At 64.5% G+C, this 17379-nt stretch carries 11 protein-coding genes; 2 read left to right on the top strand and 9 right to left on the bottom strand.

Features of this window, described 5'->3' with window-relative positions:
• Positions 1 to 3: 3 nt before the first annotated feature.
• The 8 genes from AC5ZFO_RS00590 to AC5ZFO_RS00555 all read right to left on the bottom strand — a co-directional run bounded on the left by AC5ZFO_RS00590 (position 4) and on the right by AC5ZFO_RS00555 (position 11323).
• Positions 4 to 2916, bottom strand: coding sequence for a flotillin family protein (locus AC5ZFO_RS00590; RefSeq protein WP_282518516.1), 2913 nt, complete (start codon positions 2914 to 2916; stop codon positions 4 to 6).
• Between the two features lie 25 nt (positions 2917 to 2941).
• Positions 2942 to 3775 carry a phosphoenolpyruvate hydrolase family protein gene (locus AC5ZFO_RS00585; RefSeq protein ID WP_282518515.1) on the bottom strand — a complete coding sequence of 278 codons (834 nt, stop codon included), beginning with the start codon at positions 3773 to 3775 and terminating at the stop codon, positions 2942 to 2944.
• Between the two features lie 3 nt (positions 3776 to 3778).
• A complete protein-coding gene (locus tag AC5ZFO_RS00580; RefSeq protein WP_282518514.1) occupies positions 3779 to 5992 on the bottom strand; it encodes an ABC transporter permease in 2214 nt (737 codons plus the stop codon).
• Positions 5985 to 6767, bottom strand: coding sequence for an ABC transporter ATP-binding protein (locus AC5ZFO_RS00575; RefSeq protein ID WP_014496422.1), 783 nt, complete (start codon positions 6765 to 6767; stop codon positions 5985 to 5987). Before AC5ZFO_RS00575 ends, AC5ZFO_RS00580 begins: the two co-directional genes overlap by 8 nt.
• Complete coding sequence (locus tag AC5ZFO_RS00570; RefSeq protein ID WP_282518513.1) at positions 6760 to 7857, bottom strand: branched-chain amino acid ABC transporter permease; 1098 nt, start codon at positions 7855 to 7857, stop codon at positions 6760 to 6762. Before AC5ZFO_RS00570 ends, AC5ZFO_RS00575 begins: the two co-directional genes overlap by 8 nt.
• A 1-nt stretch (position 7858) precedes the next feature.
• Positions 7859 to 8869 carry a branched-chain amino acid ABC transporter permease gene (locus AC5ZFO_RS00565; protein ID WP_014496420.1) on the bottom strand — a complete coding sequence of 337 codons (1011 nt, stop codon included), beginning with the start codon at positions 8867 to 8869 and terminating at the stop codon, positions 7859 to 7861.
• Positions 8870 to 9108: 239 nt separating this feature from the next.
• A complete protein-coding gene (locus AC5ZFO_RS00560; protein ID WP_496121035.1) occupies positions 9109 to 9936 on the bottom strand; it encodes a helix-turn-helix domain-containing protein in 828 nt (275 codons plus the stop codon).
• 136 nt (positions 9937 to 10072) lie between these two features.
• A complete protein-coding gene (locus AC5ZFO_RS00555; RefSeq protein ID WP_496121033.1) occupies positions 10073 to 11323 on the bottom strand; it encodes an ABC transporter substrate-binding protein in 1251 nt (416 codons plus the stop codon).
• A 440-nt stretch (positions 11324 to 11763) separates the two neighbouring features.
• On the opposite strand from AC5ZFO_RS00555, the gene AC5ZFO_RS00550 reads away from it, so the two are divergent.
• Positions 11764 to 14034 (top strand): MHYT domain-containing protein, encoded by a 2271-nt coding sequence (locus tag AC5ZFO_RS00550; protein WP_496121197.1) that lies wholly within the window; start codon positions 11764 to 11766, stop codon positions 14032 to 14034.
• A gap of 205 nt (positions 14035 to 14239) precedes the next feature.
• Here AC5ZFO_RS00550 and AC5ZFO_RS00545 read toward each other — a convergent pair whose 3' ends face one another.
• The gene (locus tag AC5ZFO_RS00545) at positions 14240 to 14791 is read right to left on the bottom strand and encodes a hypothetical protein (protein ID WP_282518511.1); all 552 of its coding nucleotides are present in this window, start codon (positions 14789 to 14791) and stop codon (positions 14240 to 14242) included.
• Positions 14792 to 15821: 1030 nt separating this feature from the next.
• On the opposite strand from AC5ZFO_RS00545, the gene AC5ZFO_RS00540 reads away from it, so the two are divergent.
• Positions 15822 to 17174, top strand: coding sequence for a calcium-binding protein (locus AC5ZFO_RS00540; RefSeq protein WP_282518510.1), 1353 nt, complete (start codon positions 15822 to 15824; stop codon positions 17172 to 17174).
• The last annotated feature ends 205 nt before the right edge of the window (positions 17175 to 17379 follow it).

Below are 17379 nucleotides of genomic sequence, written 5' to 3'. Positions count from 1 at the left end.
ACCTCAGCTCTTCTTCCGGGGGCTGCGCTCCGCGGGCGGCTCGCCCTCGGTGGAAGGCGAGGGAGCTGCAGCCGGCTTCTCGCCGCCTCCGCCGCCACCGCCGCCCTTGCGGGCGGACTCCTTGATGCCTTGCATGTCGCGAGCCTCGCGGATCAGGCCCGGCATCTTGGCGAGGCTGCCGCCCTCGACGCCGATATCCGCCAGAAGCGAATCGATCAGCGGCGCCTGGACGCGGTAGCGCAGCGCCGAGTCGATCACCTCGTCGGTGGCGCTGCGGCCGCCATTGCCGCCATGGCCGTTGCCGTTGAGGCCGTCGACCTGGAGGATGCGGATGCCCTCGATCTTCTCCATCGGCTTGACGCTCTCGCGCACGATGCCTTCGATGCGGTCGAGCAGCTTCCTGCGGAACAGCGAGTAGCGAGCCTGGTCGGTCAGCACGTTCTCGGCCTCGTTGAGCAGCCGCTGCGCCTCGGCCTCGACGGCCGCGCGCACGCGCTCGGCTTCGGCGGCAATTCGGGTCTCCTCGGCCTGCTTCTCGGCAATCACGATTTCCACGCTCTTGCGACGCCTGGCGATTTCGTTTTCGCGCGCGGTGATGACACGCTCGGTGGCCTCCGTCGCATGTATCCGCGCTTCCTCGGCCGAGGCCCTGGCTGCGGACTCTTCCAGCGACTTCAGGTGGATCGCGATCGCCTTCTCCATCAGAACGGTCTCGACCTCCTTCTCGCGGTTGACTTCGAGCTTGCGCAGTTCGCGCTCGCGGCCGATGCGGGCTTCATCCAGGCCGCGATCCGACGAAATGCGGGCACGCTCGACCTCTTCGCGCGCGGCGATCTCGGCTTCCTGCAGCGACTGGACGCGGGCGACCTCGAGCTGCTCGATCGAGCGGCGGCGTTCGATCCGCGCCGCCTCCAGCGCCTGCTCGCGTGAGACGTCGGTGGTCTCGACGTCCTTGCGGGCGACGATCTCGGCCTGCTTGACCTGGCGGTCGGCGTCGATGCGTTCGGAGCGCTTGGTGGAGAGCGCGATGACGCGGTCCTCGTCCGCGATCTCGATCGCCTTTTTCTGCTCGATATTGAGCACTTCGCGCTTCTTGGACGAATTGATCCGCTCGGACTCCAGCGCGAGATCGACGCCGATCCGCTGGCGCTCGATCACGTCGCGCCGCTTGAGGTCAGCCGCCTCGATCGCTGCGGTCCGCTCGATCTCCAACGCCTTGGTCTCCCTGTCGGCCTGGATCCGCTCGGCGGCGATGGCCTTCTCCTGTGCAACCCGCGCGGCCTCGATCGCTTCGCGCGAGGCGATGTCGGCTTCCTCGACGGCGCGGTTGCGGGCGATCTCGAGTGAACGAACGCGTTCTTCCTGGGCGATACGGGTGGCTTCCGTCGCCTCGCGTGCCGTGATTCCCGCGACGTCGAGTGCCTGGTTGCGCTCGATCTCCAATTGCCGCGTATTCTGCTCGGCGGCGATGCGCTCGGCGGCAAGCGTCCGCTCGCGGGCGATGCGCGCGGCCTCGACCGCGCGCTGGGCCTCGATCTCGGCTTCCTGGATCGTGCGCACCTGCTGGATCTCAAGCGCGCGGGTGCGCTCGTCCGACGCGATGCGCTCGACATTGACAATCATGGTCTGGGCGATGCGGGCCTTTTCGGTCGCTTCGCGGGCGGCGATCTCGGCTTCGTCCACGGCGCGGGTCCGCTCGATCTCGCGGCGCCGTGTCTCTTCTTCATTGGCAATACGGGCGTCGGTCACCACCCGGTCCTGCTGGATGCGCGCTTTCTCGATCCCCTCGCGGGCGGCGATCTCGGCTTCTTCGATCGTACGCATCCGCTCGATCTCGCGCTGGCGCACTTCGCGCTCCGAGGCGATGCGGCTGGTGTCGATCGAGCGTTGGTTGGCGATCCGGGTCTTCTCGATCTCCTCGCGGGCGAGCAGTTCCTTCTCTTCGATGGTGCGGGTGCGCTCGATCTCCCGCTGGCGCGTCTCGCGCTCGGACGCGATGCGGGCTTCCGCGATCGCCTGGTCGTTGGCGATGCGTGCCTTCTCGATGGTCTCCCGCGCGGAAATTTGCGCCTGCTCGGCCTCGGTCTCGCGCAGGGCCCGCTCACGCGCGACCTCGGTGCGTTGCAGGGCGCGGCGCATCTCGATGTCGCGCTCTTGCTCGAGGCGCGCCGTCTCGCTTTCGCGCTCGATCTCGAGGGCCTGTCGCTCGGCCTCCAGATTGCGGGAGCGGATCTTGATCATAGAATCCTGCTCGATGTCGTTGCGCAGCTTGCGCTTGGCCTCGATGTCCTCCATCAGCCGTGTCAGACCTTCGGCGTCGAAGCGGTTCGAAGGATTGAAGAATTCGAGATCGGTCTGGTCGAGATCGGTGATCGCGACGGACTCCAGCTCGAGTCCGTTCTGAGCGAGGGCCTCAGCCGCGTTCGCCTTGACGCGGGCCACATACTCGCCGCGTTGCTCATGCATCTGCTCCAAGGTCATCTCCGAGGCAATTGAACGGATCGCGGAGATGAATTTGCCGGCGAGGAGGGCGTGGAGCTGCTCGGGCTCCATGGTGCGGCGGCCGAGCGTGGCGGCGGCGATGGACACGGCTTCGCGGGTGGCCTGGACGCGGACATAGAAGTCGGCCTCGATGTCGACGCGCATGCGGTCACGGGTGATCACGGCGTCCTGCCGGGAGCGCACGATGCCCATCGGCTGAACGTTCATGTTGACCGGCGTGTAGTCGTGGATGAAGGGCAGCACGAAGGCGCCGCCGTTGATCACGACGCGCTCGCCGAGCAGGCCGGTCCGGACGAATGAGGTCTCCTTGGACGAACGATGGTAGAGCCAGTTCACGATGTAGACGCCGACCACGATCACCACGATGGCGACGATCAGCCAGAGGATCAATTCACCGACCAGAGTCCCTGACATATTTCCCTCCCTCGACCTTCCGGCGTTATCGCGCGCCGATCGCCTTGAATTTGCGTACCTGATCCGTCAGCGCCCGCTCGACCGGCAGCCGCTCCATCGAGGAGGCGCCGTAAAAGCCGTGGCAGTAGCGGGTGTTCTTCATGATGAAATCGGCGTCGTCCGGATCGGCGATCGGTCCGCCGTGGGCGAGCACCAGAATGTCCGGATTGACGCTGAGCGCGGCGGAGGCCCAGGTGTCGATGCGCGCCGGGCAATCCTTGAGCTTGGGTGCGGTCTGCGCGCCGATGCTGCCCCCGGTCGTGAGGCCGAGGTGACAGACGATGATATCCGCGCCCGCGATCGCCATCGCCGCGGCTTCCTTCTCGGTAAAGACGTAGGGCGTCGTCAGCAGGTCCTTCTCGCGCGCCTTGGCGATCATGTCGATCTCCAGCGCATAGGACATGCCGGTCTCTTCGAGATTGGCGCGGAACACTCCGTCGATCAGGCCGACGGTCGGAAAGTTCTGCACGCCGGCAAAACCGAGCGCCTTCAACTGGTCCAGGAAAACGTCCATGTCGCGGAACGGGTCGGTGCCATTGACGCCAGCGAGCACTGGCGTCCTGGTCACGACGGGCAGCACTTCGCCGGCCATCTCCAGCACGATGGCGTTGGCGTCGCCATAAGCCATCAATCCCGCAAGCGAGCCGCGGCCGGCCATGCGATAGCGGCCGGAATTGTAGATGACGATGAGATCGACGCCACCGGCTTCCTCGCACTTGGCCGACAGGCCGGTGCCGGCGCCGCCGCCGATGATGGGCTCGCCGCGCTTTGCCATGTCGCGGAAGCGTTTCAACAGTTCTGCGCGTTCAAACCGGGCCATCGATCACCTCGCTAGTCTCCGGCGCGCCCCGGTGCGGCCGAACAAGGTCCGGAACGCGCTGACAATGGTGGAGGCGAACTCGGGATCGTTGATGTTCTTGGGGACGCGGATGAGCTGACGGTTGGCGGTCTGCCGCACGTTCCGCTCCAGCGCACGGAACAGCGCCGCATCGGCATCGGGATCCCAGAATGGCTGTCCTCGCGCGTCGAGCGCGGAGACGCCGCCCTCGGGCAGGAAGAAGCGTACCGGGCCGTCCATCTGGTTGAGCCGATCGGCGATCCAGCGGCCCATGCGTTCGTTCTCGTCCGCCGTGGTCCGCATCAAGGTGACCTGCGGGTTGTGGACGTGGAATTTGCGGCCGCGGTAGCGCTCCGCAATGGTGTCCGGGGCGCCGAAATTGACCATGTCGAGCGCGCCCACCGAGCCGACGTAAGGCAGGCGGCTGCGGATGATGGCGCCGAAGCGGTCGTCGGTCGCCGGGAACACGCCGCCCATCAGGAGATCGCAGATTTCCGTGGTGGTGAGATCGATGACGCCGGCGATCTGCCCGGAATCGACGAGCTTCTCCATTGAGCGGCCGCCAACGCCGGTGGCGTGGAAGACGAGGCATTCGAAATCCTCGCGCAGGTCGGCCGCGATCTTCTGCACCGCCGGCGTGGTGACGCCGAACATGGTGAGGCCGACCGACGGCAATCCGCCGTCGCCGCGATCCTTCCGCGCGTGCTGATCGAGGCGGGCCCTGACCATGCCGGCCAGCGCGTAGGCGCCATTGGCGAGCACGGCACGCGAGATCGAGTTGAGGCCCTGCACGTCGGTGACCGAATGCATCATGGTGATGTCGGCGGGGCCGACATAGGGCCCGACGTCGCCGGAGGCGACGGAAGAGATGATCAGCTTGGGCACCCCGACGGGGAGGGCCCGCATCCCCGGCGCGACCAGCGACGCCGCGCCCGAGCCGCCCGCTGAAATCACGCCGGCCACATTGCTCTGGCGTCGCAGCCAGCTGGCGAAGGCCTCGGCCATCGCCGTGACGGCGGCGCCGCGGTCGGGTCCGAACACCGCCGATCCGCCGCGCCCATGGTTCAACGCGATCTCCTGGGCGGAGACGTCGCTGGTTGCGTGCCGGCCGCTGGTGGAGACATCGACCAGTCGCGTGCGCAGGCCGCTCCCGGCGATGATGTCGCGGATGAAGCGAAGCTCCGTGCCCTTGGTGTCGAGCGTGCCGACGACGAGCACGACCGGGGGTCCCTGCATCTGCGCCGCGACCGGCTCGCGCCGGCGCCGGGCGGTCTCGTCGAGACGCGCCACCTGTGTCGAGAGCGTGCGGGCGGCGGCCTCGATGCGAGCGATCGGGACTGGCTGTGACCATCGGGTGGGCGGCGTCGGATTGGAGATGTAGACGCGGATCGGGCCGCCTGGACGGGACGGCTGCGGTGCGGCCTTCGCCCCGGTGCCTGCAGCCGGCACGTCGATGGCGGGCTCGAGCTCGGCGTGGAGTCCGACGCCGAGCAGGCGCTGCTGCAACTCCCGGTCCGCGGCAAGGCGCACGGAATCGATGATGCGGTTGATGCGGCCGTTGACCATGATCGCGACGTTGCGCGACACGGCCGTGGCCACACCGATATTCTGCTCGATCACGAGCACGGACATGTCGCCGTCCTCGCCAAGCCGCACCAGCATCTCCTCGACCTGGGCGACGATGACGGGCGCAAGCCCCTCGGTCGGCTCGTCCATGATCAGGAGCTGCGGGTTGGTGAGCAGCGCGCGGGAGATCGCCAGCATCTGCTGCTCGCCGCCGGAGAGCTGGCCGCCACCATGATCCTTGCGCTCGGCCAATCGCGGAAAGGTCTCGTAGATGCGCTCGACCGTCCACGGCCCGCGCCGCAGGCCCGCGGCAAGCTGCAGATGCTCGTCGACGCTGAGCGAGCGCCACAGCCGCCGGCCCTGTGGCACGTAGCCGACGCCGAGCCGGGCTATGTGGGCGGGCGGCCGCTGGGTGATGTCGTCGCCGCGGACGCGGATCGAGCCGCCACTGACCGGCACCAGTCCCATGATCGCCTTGCACAGCGTGGTCTTGCCCATGCCGTTGCGGCCGACCACCGAGAATACGCCGGCTTCGAGCGTCAGATCCACGCCTTGCAGCGCATGCGAATGCCCGTAGTAGACGTCGAGGCCGCGGACTTCGAGGGCGGCGGCGGAGCGGCGGGCCTCATTCATGGCCGCCTCCGAGGTAAAGCTCCTGCACCTCGGGATCGGACTGGATCTCCTGCGGCAGGCCTTCCTTGAAGATGCGCCCGTTGTGCATCATCGTGACGCTCTCGACGACGCGTAGCGCCACGTCCATGTCGTGCTCGATGATGATGTAGCCGATATGCGCCGGCAGCGAGGTCAGGATCTCGACCAGCTCGGCACGCTCGGTCGGAGACAGGCCCGCGGCCGGCTCGTCGAACAACACGAAGCGCGGCGCTCCCGCGAGCGCCAGTGCGATCTCGAGCTGGCGCTGCTGGCCATGCGCAAGCTCGGCGACGCGCTGGTCCTTCACGCCCGTGAGATGGACAGCCTGCACGAGATTATCGGCCGCGCTCATCAGCGCGTCGTTCTGTCCGGGGCGCAGGAACGAGAAGCGCCCGCGCGAGACGCCGCGGCAGGCGAGGTAGACGTTGTCCTGGACGGTGAGACCGGGAAAGAGCGCGGAGATCTGGTAGGTCCGGCGCAGACCGCGGCGGATGCGCTCGTAGGGCGGGAAGTGGGTGACGTCCTCGCCGAAGAAACGGATGGTGCCGGAGGAGGGCGGGAAATCGCCGGTGATGCAGTTGAACAGGGTGGTTTTGCCGGCACCATTCGAGCCGAGCACCGCGCGCCGCTCGCCGGGACGCACGGTAATGGTGACGTCGGTGAGCGCGGCCAGCGCGCCGAACAGGCGCGTCACGCCGCGAAGCTCCAGCGCCGCGCCGGCGCCGACGGCCGAGAGGCGTTGCGCGACGCTATCCATGGCCGGATCCTTGACCGTGACGTCCGCTTGAACGGGCCGCGCCGGATCGCTGGCGCTGTCGCCAGCTCTGCCAGAGCCCTATCACGCCGTCCGAGGACCAGAAGACGATGGCGAGGAAACCGAGACCGATCAGCAGCCGGAAGCGGTTGCCGTCGAGCCCGAGCTTGACCAGGAAGTCGAGCGCGAAGGTGCGTAGCAGCACGAAGATCAGCGCGCCGATGAACGGACCGATGGGACGCGTGATGCCGCCGACCACGGCGATGATGAGAATGTCGATGCAGGCGCCGACGCTCACGGATCCCGGCGAGATCTGCCGGTAGTTCCAGACCTGGAGCACGCCGGCCAGCGCCGCGACAAAGGACGCGAAGGCGTAGGCGGCGACCCGGTGCGCATTGACGTTGAAGCCGAGCGCAGCCATGCGGCGGGGATTGTCGCGCACACCCTGCAGCGCCAGGCCGAACGGTGCGCGGGAGATGTATTCAACGGCGAAGTAGCACAGCGCAGCAACCGCGAGCACGATGTAATAGAAGGGAATGTCGGCGCGCCAGTTGACGCCCCAGAAATGCGGCGTGGCGACGGTGTTGATGCCGGTATGGCCGTTGAAGATCGCCCAGTTCTGATTGGTGAAATAATAGAACGCCGCGCCGATCGCGAGCGTGATCATGATGGTGTAGATGCCCTCGGTGCGCACCGCCAGCGCGCCGCCGAGCGTTCCGAACATGGTCGCGAGCGCAAGCGCCATCGGGACCGCGAGCCACCACGGCCAACCCAGGCTGATATTGGCGTTGCCGCTGACGCCGAACACCGCGACCATATAGGCGGAGAAGCCTGCGATGGTGAGCTGCATCAGGCTGACCATGCCGCCGTAGCCGGCGAGGAACATCAGGCTCAGCGCCATGATGCCGAGGATCAGCGTGGTCGCAAAGATCTCGATCAGGAAGAAGCCGTTGGCGATCAGCGGCATGATCAGAAGAATGGCCGCGACGATCCAGGCTGCAGGATTGTTGATCTCGGGCCATCCGCGCAATTTGGGGCGCTGCGCCGCTGCGGCGGGACGAACGGTGACGCGGGCGTCGTGGGCGAGCGACATCTCAGCGCCTCGCCAACAGGCCTTGCGGCCGGACTGCCAGTACCAGCACCATGATCAGGAAAGTCACGACGATGGCGTAGGTCGGGATGTAGACCGAACCGAGCTGTTCGGCGAGGCCGATGATCAGCGCGCCGAGGGCGGCACCGGGGATCGAGCCCATGCCACCGACGATGACGACGACGAGCGAGGCAAGCAGGAAGCGGATGTCTTCGCCGGGCGAGAGTGACTGGAAGGTGCCACCGACGACGCCGGCGATGCCGGCAAGCCCGGCGCCGAGCGCGAAGACCAGCACGAAGACGAGCTGGATCCGCACTCCGGTCGCGGCCAGGATGTCGCGATCGTCGACGCCGGCGCGAATGATCATGCCGATGCGTGTGCGGTTGAGCGCCAGCCACATCGCCAGGCCGATCACGACGGAGGCGGCGAAGATCACCAGCCGGACCAGCGGATAGCGGAGATAGACCGGCTCGCCCGAGGATTTCACCGCAGTGATCAGCGGCAGCTCGATCGGGCCGATCAGCCAGTTCGGCGTCTGGATCTGATAGAAGTCGCCGCCGCAAGCCCACAGCATCAGGTCGGCGAAGACGATCGAGAGCCCGATCGTCACCATGGTCTGCCGCAAGTCCTGGCCCTCCATGCGGCGGAAGACGATGAGCTGAAGCAGGACGCCGACCAGCGCCGTCAGGATGAAGGCGACGATGAAGCTGAGGAGCCAGGAGCCGGTCGAGGCGCTGATGGCGTAGCCGACATAGCCGCCGAACAAATACAGCGAGCCGTGCGCGAGGTTGACGTTGCGCATCAGGCCGAAGATCAGGGTGAAACCGCTGGCGACCAGGAAGTAGAGGCCGCCGAGCGTGATGCCGTTGAACACGGCGTTCAGGAAGACCCGCTTGCGGCCGATCGCCTCTTCAAGTCCGGGCGGCCACACCGCCAGGGTCAGCCACAGTGCAAGCGCGATCGCGATGATCACGATCAGGGCCCAGGCCGGATGGCGTTCGACGAAGCGCGTCATGTCAACCGCCTCATCCCGGCCTCGCGCCCCCGCAAGCGGGAGGAGGGAGCGATCAGGCCGCGTCGACCTTGCCCTGCCTCATGCTTTGAACGCTGGTCGAACAGCCTTGCGTAGGCTGCGTACCTCGCCATGGACGTGCGTCCTCCCGGACTTGCGATCCTCTTTTCGGGATCGCGTTCCGACCATCTTAGCGAGGGCACAAGGGGAGCGTTTGATCGTCAGTATCTTTTCGCGCGCGGTCAGGCCCGCAAAACCTTGGCGGCGCGGCGGTAATCGGTCGGCGCCATCCCGACATTGGCGGTGAAGAAGCGTGTGAATCCGCTTTGCGAGGAGAAGCCGAGGTCGAAGCCGATGTCGGCGATGGGTGCTTCGCCGGCGACAAGGGCTTCCAGCGCCTGTTCCATGATCAGGGTGTTGAGGTAGAGATGCGGCGTGACGCCGGTCTGGGTGCGGAATAGCCGGTAGAAATGCGGTCGCGACAGGCCGGATTCGCGCGCGATCGTGTCGAGCTCCATTTCGGCGCCCGGACTTTCAGACATCAGCTTGATGCATTTGCGCACGCGGAAGTCGGTGACGGCGCCGGCCGTGCGCGCGTCGCGCGCGATCTCGGCCTGCTGCCAACTTTCGTCGTAGCAGATGTCGATCAGTCGCCGCAGCTCGGCATCGAGGCTGGAGAGTGACGGTGCGCCGCACACAAGCGCTGCGGTTCGTCTGATGTGCTTGTCGAGCGCGACCGTGCGCTTGAACTGGGTGCGGCCGAAACGCAGGCGGTCGGCGCCGGGCGCGTCGGGCGCGAACCACTCCGGATTGACGTAGAGCACGAAGAAGATCGCGCCACCGTCGAGATCGGACGGCAGGAAATTGTGAGGCTCCCAGGGATTGACCGCAACGATGGAGCTTTCCGTGAGGTCGTAGTGCCCGTCACAGACGTCGATGCATGCGGACAGGCCGCCAACATGGAAGATCAGATGACCTTCGCGATGTGCGTGCACGTTGAAGGGGCGGTTCAACTGATAGAGCGTCGCCCGACCAAACCGGCCGTGAAAGACGGCAAGCGCCCGGCTCATGCCTTCCCTCCCGAATGTTCTTGTCTTTTCAGTCAGCGTTCAACAACCGGGGCGAGATTGCAAGAGCGCAAGATATCGCGCCTGCAAATCGCCCCGGTTGCCGGAGAGGTATGCGAAACGAGCGACGATGAATGCGTCAGTACTTCTTACATTCCGGAACCGTGCGGCTCGGCAGTCCGATCTTGGCGAACACCGCCGGATCGTAACCGAGCGTCTGGTTCACGTTCGGGATCACCTTCACGACCTTGCTGAACAGCGCGCCCTTGCCGTCATCGACGACCTCGGTGACGAAGTTGGTGCCGATCGCCTGGCGGTTGGCGTCAAGCTTGATCTTGCCGTTCGGTGCGTCGATCTCGATCTTGGCCAGCGCCTCCTTGTACTTGGCCTGGTTGTTGGAAAGATCGCCATTGACCTCGCGCAGCGCGAGGATCAGCGCCATGGTCGAGCCGTAATAGTTGGTCGCAAGAAGCGACGGGCTCGGGAAGCGCTTGTTGGGCGGAAACGCGTCCTGATACGCCTTCACGAACTTCTGCCAGCCCGGATCCTCCCAGGTGTCGGCCTGGCCGCTCGCAGCGATGGTGCCGACCAGCGCATTCTTGGCGTTGCCTTTGGAGGACAGGATGGTCTGGTCGATCATGATGGAACCACCCATCAGATGCGCCTTGCCGCCAGCCTGCTGGTACTGGTTCAGGAAGTTGACGGCATCCGCACCGCCCAGGCCGAGATAGATCGCATCGACATCGTCGGGCAGCGCCGCGATGACGGAGGCAAAATCCTTGGTGCCGAGCGGCACCCATTGCCGGTTGGTGACCTGGCCGCCGGCGCCGCAGAATTCGAGCACGAGGCCGAACACCTGCGTGTAGATGAAGGAATAGTCTTCGCCGACGGTCGCGATCTTGCGATACTTCTTGTCCTCATAAGCGTATTTGCCGAGGCCGACCTGCCACTGCGCGCCATCCATGTTGTAGCGGAAGAAGTTCGGCGCGGGATCGACATAGGTGGTTTCTTGCGCGCCGGAGGCGGCGTTGATGAAAGTCAGCTCCCGATGCGTCTTGGCGAAGTTCTTGACCGCGATGCCCTCGTCGCCGGAGAGCGGCGACAACAGGATCTGCACCTTGTCCTGCTCGATCAGCTTGCGTACGGCGCGCACCGCGGAATCCGGCGTCGCGTCGGTCGAAGCAACGATGAATTCAAGCTCTTTGTCGCCGACCTTCTTGCCAAGCACATTGAGCGCCGTCTGGTGGCCGCGCATGCCGTCCTCGCCGAGCACCGTGTAGGTGCCTTCCAGCGTTGCCGTGACGCCGACCTTGATCTTTTCCTGGGCGATTGCCGCGCCTGAAAGAAAAAGGCTGCTTAGAGCGATCAGTCCCACACTGCATTTCAACATTGCATTCCTCCCTCTGTAGCCAAATTTTTCGCTGAATTGGCGCAGCGCCGTGGCTCCCGAAAGGCGCCCGGCTGTTGAACGAAGGCTAACCGAAGTCGGATGCAGTGCACGTATGGGCGCATCGTGCGGCTTGACGGGCAGTCTCATTTTGAATGTTGCGGCGCAATTGGCTTCGCGGTGCAATAGGCGGCCGGCTTGCCCAATTTGCAGGGCGGCGCACGTGAGGGGCACGATCCTCCGCTTGGTCCGCGCATGGAGCCTGACCCAGCACAGGCCTGGTCCGGTTCAAATCCCCAAGGGAAGGCGGGGCGGAAACAGCCCCCGACGGCTGGATCCGGCTTGAATTTGCCGACAGGGTGCCACGGATCGCGGCCGGGCGGGCCCCGATGCCTTCAACCTAGGGTGAATTTGCCCTGGATTTCCATTACCACCTGGTGGAAATGAATCACCATACGGCCTCTCACGATCCCGTTCTTGTGGCGCTGTCGATCCTGATCGCCGCGCTCGCCTCCTACACAGCGCTCGACCTCGCGACCCGGATGCGTGCCGCGTCTGGGCGGGCTCGTCCGGCTTGGCTTGCAGCCGCGGCCACCGCCATGGGCGGCGGCATTTGGTCCATGCATTTCGTCGGCATGCTGGCTTTCAGGCTGCCCGGGGTCGAGATCTCCTACGATCCATTCCTCACCTTTCTATCGCTTGTCGTCCCCATTGTTGTCGCGGCCGCGGCCTTTGCCGTGGTCGGAAGACGCCCGCAGGCGCTCCTGGTGTCCGGCTTGGCGATGGGGCTCGCCATATCCGGCATGCACTATACGGGCATGGGCGCGATGAGAATGGCGGCATCCGTCGCGTACGATCCTTGGTGGGTCGTGCTCTCGGTCGTGATCGCGATGTGCGCTTCGGTCGTGGCGCTCTGGCTTGCCTTTCGCAAGACAAGTGCGACGCAGCGACTGTTCGCAGGACTTGTAATGGGTCTCGCGATCTCCGGCATGCATTACGCGGCTATGGAAGGTGCCTTGTTCGTGCCAGCGAACACCATGGCCGAACACGCTGGACATTTCGTGGGTCGGGCGCCGCTGGCATTTCTGCTGGCCGGCGCCACCATCCTGATCCTGAGCATTGGGATTGCCGCTGCCGTCTACGATCGGGTGTCGGCGGAGCGCGCCCAACGCGAGGCCAGCGCACTGAGGCGAAGTGAAGAACGCTTTCGGCTCCTGGTGGAGGGCATCGCCGATCACGCCATGTTCATGATCGAGCCGAATGGGGCCGTGGGAAACTGGAATCTCGGGGCGCGCCGGCTGATGGGGTATGGCGACGACATCGTTGGGACCAGCTACGCGATCCTTCATACCGACGAAGACCGCGCGTCCGGGGCGCCAGCACGTGCTCTCCTGGAGGCGGAGCGGTACGGCAAGTCAGCAGTGGAAGCCTGGCGCGTGCGCCGGGATGGCAGCCGTTTCTGGGCGGAGGCAACCCTGGTCGCGGTACGGAACGAAAGCGGCTTGATCACTGGGTTTGCCAACATCGTGCGCGACATCAGTGAGAGGAGGCGGGCACAGGAAGCGCTGGATCGGGCACGCGAAGCGCTGACGCTGTCGCAGAAAATGGAGACCATCGGTCAACTTACCGGCGGCGTGGCCCACGATTTTAACAACCTGCTCGCCGCCGTTCTCGGCAGCCTCGAGCTCCTGAAAAAACGCCTGCAAACCGATGATCCGAAGATACAGCGTCTCGTGGACAACGCGATGCAAGGCGGGCAGCGGGGCGCTCTGCTAACCCAGCGCTTGCTCGCCTTCGCTCGCAAACAGGATCTCAAGCCGGCTGTCGTCGATATCGCCGCACTGGTGCGGGGCATGGCGTCACTGCTGAAATTCGAGGCAGGCGTCCGTATCGACACACTCTTTCCGTTGGACCTGCCAAACGTAAAGATTGACGCCAACCAGCTCGAACTGGCCATCCTCAATCTCGCCGTAAACGCGCGTGATGCGATGCCGGCGGGCGGCCTGATAACCATCTCCGCCCGAGACGAGCAGCGCGAAGCTGGCGCTCCCCGCTACGTGGCGCTCTCGGTGAGCGATACCGGCTGCGGCATGGACGAGGAAACGCTCAAGCACGCTCAGGAGCCGTTCTTCACGACGAAGGGTATCGGCAAAGGCACCGGGCTCGGACTATCGATGGTTCACGGCCTCGCCGAGCAGTCCGGCGGCAGGCTCGTCCTGAAGAGCCGCCTTGGAGTGGGCACGACGGCCGAGATCTGGCTGCCGGTAGCCGAGGAGGAGGCCGCGGTGCTCGCACCGCGCGCGGAGGCTCCGGCACCGATGCTTCGGGCCGACCGCCGGCTTTCCGTGCTTCTGGTCGATGACGACCCTCTCGTGCTCGAGAATACGGCGGCAATGCTGGAGGATCTCGGGCATGCGGTGGTCGAGGCACGCTCGGGCGAAGAGGCATTGGCTCTCCTCCGCCGCACCCAGACCATCGAACTTGTCGTCACCGACTATGCGATGCCGGTCATGACCGGCCTGCAGCTTGCTGAAGCCGTGGTCGTGGAGCGTCCCGGTATGGTCATCCTCCTGAGCACCGGGTATGCGGAGCTTCCCATCGATGCGCGTTCCAATCTGCACCGACTGTCGAAGCCGTTCGATCAGGCCGCCCTTGAGAAGGCTATCCAGGGAGCGATGCGAGAGCGGGGGCGCGCGATATCCGTCGTGGCCTGACGGTTCTGGCTGACGGCCGCCGATCGGCGCCGCCAGCACATTTGCCTCCAGCTCCCTTACCATCCAAATATGGTTGCGTGGAGCGATCAGGTCGTGTTTCGACCGGGGATCATAACAGCGCCTCAGCGACGAGAGGTTGCCGCTGTCCCAGTGAAAGCATGCCGGTACTTGGCAACCGTGTTGCCGATTCGATAAAGGGCTAAATTCAAGTCAGCGTCGCGCGCGGATTCACAACCGTGTACCCCCTCAAAGAACGCGCGTGTATTCTCGTTGTGTGTCCACCTGAGTTGCCGTCGTACGCCATCCAAACGTCGCCCCCGATGTGCTGCTCGAGGACGAAAACGTGCCCGCGTCTTGCCGCGACCATTCCTGCTGCTGGCGATGTACGCGGAAATCTCAGCCAGTTTGCCGCGAGATTCAATTCCGGAACGATGCGACCAAACAGGCGCAGGGCTGCGGCACAACCGCAGAATGAGGACGGGCAGCCCGCGGGGCGGCCGCCAACGATCCGAGTGCTGACCGGGCCGTCAGGCGCCGCAATATTTGTATTGGCGACGACGGTGAGTTGTTTGGTTCGATGTATACGCAATGAGTCTCGCACCTCCCTTCGCTGGTTCGAGATTTGCGCGTAGTTCGAGAAGTCGCATGGCATGGTGACGTTGCATTCGGAGGCGTGCTGTATGCGGTACGGTCGTGCATCGGAATTGAGCGAGGTGATCACAACGAGGCAGCACGCAGAAATTACTTGCTTGAACATCGCAGGCTCCGGGATTGATGGATCCTCCCCCGAGCAACGAGCAACTAACAAAGATTGGCTGAAATGGGTCAAAAGAGCGGCCTAATGCTGGAGCAGAGGCCGGCTATACTTCTGGGGTAACTCGAAACGCGACATTGAAGAACGCCTTTTTCCGCAAGTGGGCCGTGGACGCGGCGCCCGCTTCACGTGTTGATCATGGCCACGTAGTCCACGTGAAGAGTAATTGGTCCCTTCGATCCGTCCAGAATGACGCGGAGGCTCTTCGGATAGTATCCGGCCCCAACCACGGTCCCGGTCTTTCCAGCTAAGCGAGGACCGGCTGCCGGCTTTACCTGAATTCGTGAACCCGGCGGAAACTTGAGGTTCGTTTGGGCCGACCCTGACATGACGTCCTCGGCAGCAAATGAGCTGATTCTACTCGAAAAATCGCTAGCGCGCGGCACAGCGAACGGGTGGGACGAATTCGATTCGCGCGCGCTATCAAAAAGAGCTCTCCAGCCACGGTGCTAAAGAGCGGCAAGGCAACCCAGCGCCTAATACTTCCGCGATTCGCAATTGCCCCCGCAAACGGGTTCGGCTTCGGTGCCAAAATACCGGCTTGCAGGAGCGCTGATCCGCTTGGATTTTCTCTCTACCTGCGCCACGCCCTTTACTGAACAACGGAAACGCTTCGATGAGAACATCCGTCATCGGGGGTAATCCACGAACATCAATCCGGTTTGCTGCTTGCGACCGGCACTGAAGAATTTCGTCGGCGTTGTGCCAGATTCAACATTGATCTTCTCGGCCTCGATTGACCGCATATCTTTGAATCGTCTTTCAAAACAAGTTTTCGCTCAGATATGGCGGTCAGCGCTGGCCAGTTGTTGTGCAAACTTTCAGCACAATAATCCCTTGGTTACGCCCAATGGAACGGAGATTCCTGCCTCAAACGTAAACATACGTTCACCTCGGTGGGACGCACGATCGGTTGTCGGGCGCTCAGACCTACAGGTCACTGGGGGCTTTCAACACTGACAGGGGAATATCATTGGCAACATTACACTACGCTGCGGGCGGGGGTCTGGACTCCCAAGGTAACTTCGCACCAGCTGAAGCTGGCTTTAATCTCGCAGATATCCAGTATGTCGACCAGGCGAATGCACTGCCCAGCGGCGTGCAGGGTCTGGTCTGGCTCGATCAGTACCAAGGCGTGACCCAAGAGTTTATCGACCAGGTGACGCCGTTCCTCAACAATCCGAAAGTGTTCGGCTTCTACCTTGTGGATGAGCCCGATCTGACCGGTCAGTGGGGACCGCAGGCCGACCCCGCGGCTCTGAAAGCTGAATCCGACTGGATTCATCAGCACGATCCCGGGGCCAAGACGTTCACCGTCCTGATGAACACGGGATCATCAGACGATCCGAACTACATGAACAGCTACAACCAGGCGAACACCCACATCGACTACTTCGGTCTCGATTGGTACCCGGTGTGGACGGACCGTCCGAACGTCGACCTCAGCACGATCGACAAGTACGTCTCTGCCGCGGAGCAAGCCGGGATCCCGCTCGACTCCATCGTTCCGGTTTATCAGGCGTTCGGGGGCGGCGGCTGGTCCACCGAAACCGGCAGCCAGGTCGCTGTGCCGACTGCCGCGCAAGCGCAGGCAATGATCGATCATTGGGCGGACCTCGTTCCCAATCCGGCCTTTGACTATGCTTACGCGTGGGGATCGCAGAATGGCGACACTGCGCTCGAGAATTTGCCGGCACTGCAGCAGGTGTTCCTTGCGCACAATACGAGCCATGGCACGGGGGGCGCGACAGCTCCGCCCGTTACCGATCCGGTGACCGACACGCCGCCGCCGGTGGACGCTGGCGGTAGCACCGGGACGGGCGGCACCACGCCGCCGCCGGTGGACGCTGGCGGTAGCACCGGCACGGACGGCAACACGCCGCCGGTTGGCGACGCTGGCGGTAGCACCGGGACGGGCGGCACCACGCCGCCGCCGGTTGCCGATGCTGGCGGTGGCACCGGAAGCACTCCTCCCGTGTCGGGCTCGGACGGAACGACCGATCCGTCGACCGGCGGTACGGATACCGGCGGCTGGGGTGGTCATCACCACGGCGGCGGGTCGGGAGGTTCGTCCTGGCAGGTGGGCAACGGCGGTGGCGGGCACAACCACAACGGTGGCGGGCTCGATTTCTCGCAGTGGCTCAATAATACCAGCACGTCGTCCGCATCCGGAGATCATTCCTGGTGGCGGGGTCACACTGCGACGTCGACCACGACTGCGGATGCCGGTTCGGGGCAGACGGATACGACGGACACGGGCTCGTTCGTAGCGCATCTGGCTGATCTGATGTCTCACCACAACGATCACCACGGGTGGCACTCGTAAGCTCGTAGGTCGTCTACATCAACAAGGACATGCGCGCGGTGCGCTGCGCGCATGTCCACTCTGGGGAGTTCCTCGCGACCACCGGGGCGGTCGAGAGGCGGGGTGCCATTCCGCGCACGGCGGAATGTTGAAATGCGGGCGTCTCGACGCTCGATCGCATGCAATTTTTCAACCGTTTACCGCCGCCCGGCCAAGGGCGGCCCGG

The organism is Bradyrhizobium sp. Unk1, from assembly GCF_059512345.1.
The sequence above is the reverse complement of the archived record's forward strand: the minus strand, read 5'-3'. Positions and strand labels throughout refer to the sequence as shown.

Coding starts and splice junctions, on each gene's coding strand:
- AC5ZFO_RS00590 (WP_282518516.1), bottom strand. CDS start 2,916: ATGTCAGGGACTCTGGTCGGTGAATTGATCCTCTGGCTGATCGTCGCC.
- AC5ZFO_RS00585 (WP_282518515.1), bottom strand. CDS start 3,775: ATGGCCCGGTTTGAACGCGCAGAACTGTTGAAACGCTTCCGCGACATG.
- AC5ZFO_RS00580 (WP_282518514.1), bottom strand. CDS start 5,992: ATGAATGAGGCCCGCCGCTCCGCCGCCGCCCTCGAAGTCCGCGGCCTC.
- AC5ZFO_RS00575 (WP_014496422.1), bottom strand. CDS start 6,767: ATGGATAGCGTCGCGCAACGCCTCTCGGCCGTCGGCGCCGGCGCGGCG.
- AC5ZFO_RS00570 (WP_282518513.1), bottom strand. CDS start 7,857: ATGTCGCTCGCCCACGACGCCCGCGTCACCGTTCGTCCCGCCGCAGCG.
- AC5ZFO_RS00565 (WP_014496420.1), bottom strand. CDS start 8,869: ATGACGCGCTTCGTCGAACGCCATCCGGCCTGGGCCCTGATCGTGATC.
- AC5ZFO_RS00560 (WP_496121035.1), bottom strand. CDS start 9,936: ATGAGCCGGGCGCTTGCCGTCTTTCACGGCCGGTTTGGTCGGGCGACG.
- AC5ZFO_RS00555 (WP_496121033.1), bottom strand. CDS start 11,323: ATGTTGAAATGCAGTGTGGGACTGATCGCTCTAAGCAGCCTTTTTCTT.
- AC5ZFO_RS00550 (WP_496121197.1), top strand. CDS start 11,764: ATGAATCACCATACGGCCTCTCACGATCCCGTTCTTGTGGCGCTGTCG.
- AC5ZFO_RS00545 (WP_282518511.1), bottom strand. CDS start 14,791: ATGTTCAAGCAAGTAATTTCTGCGTGCTGCCTCGTTGTGATCACCTCG.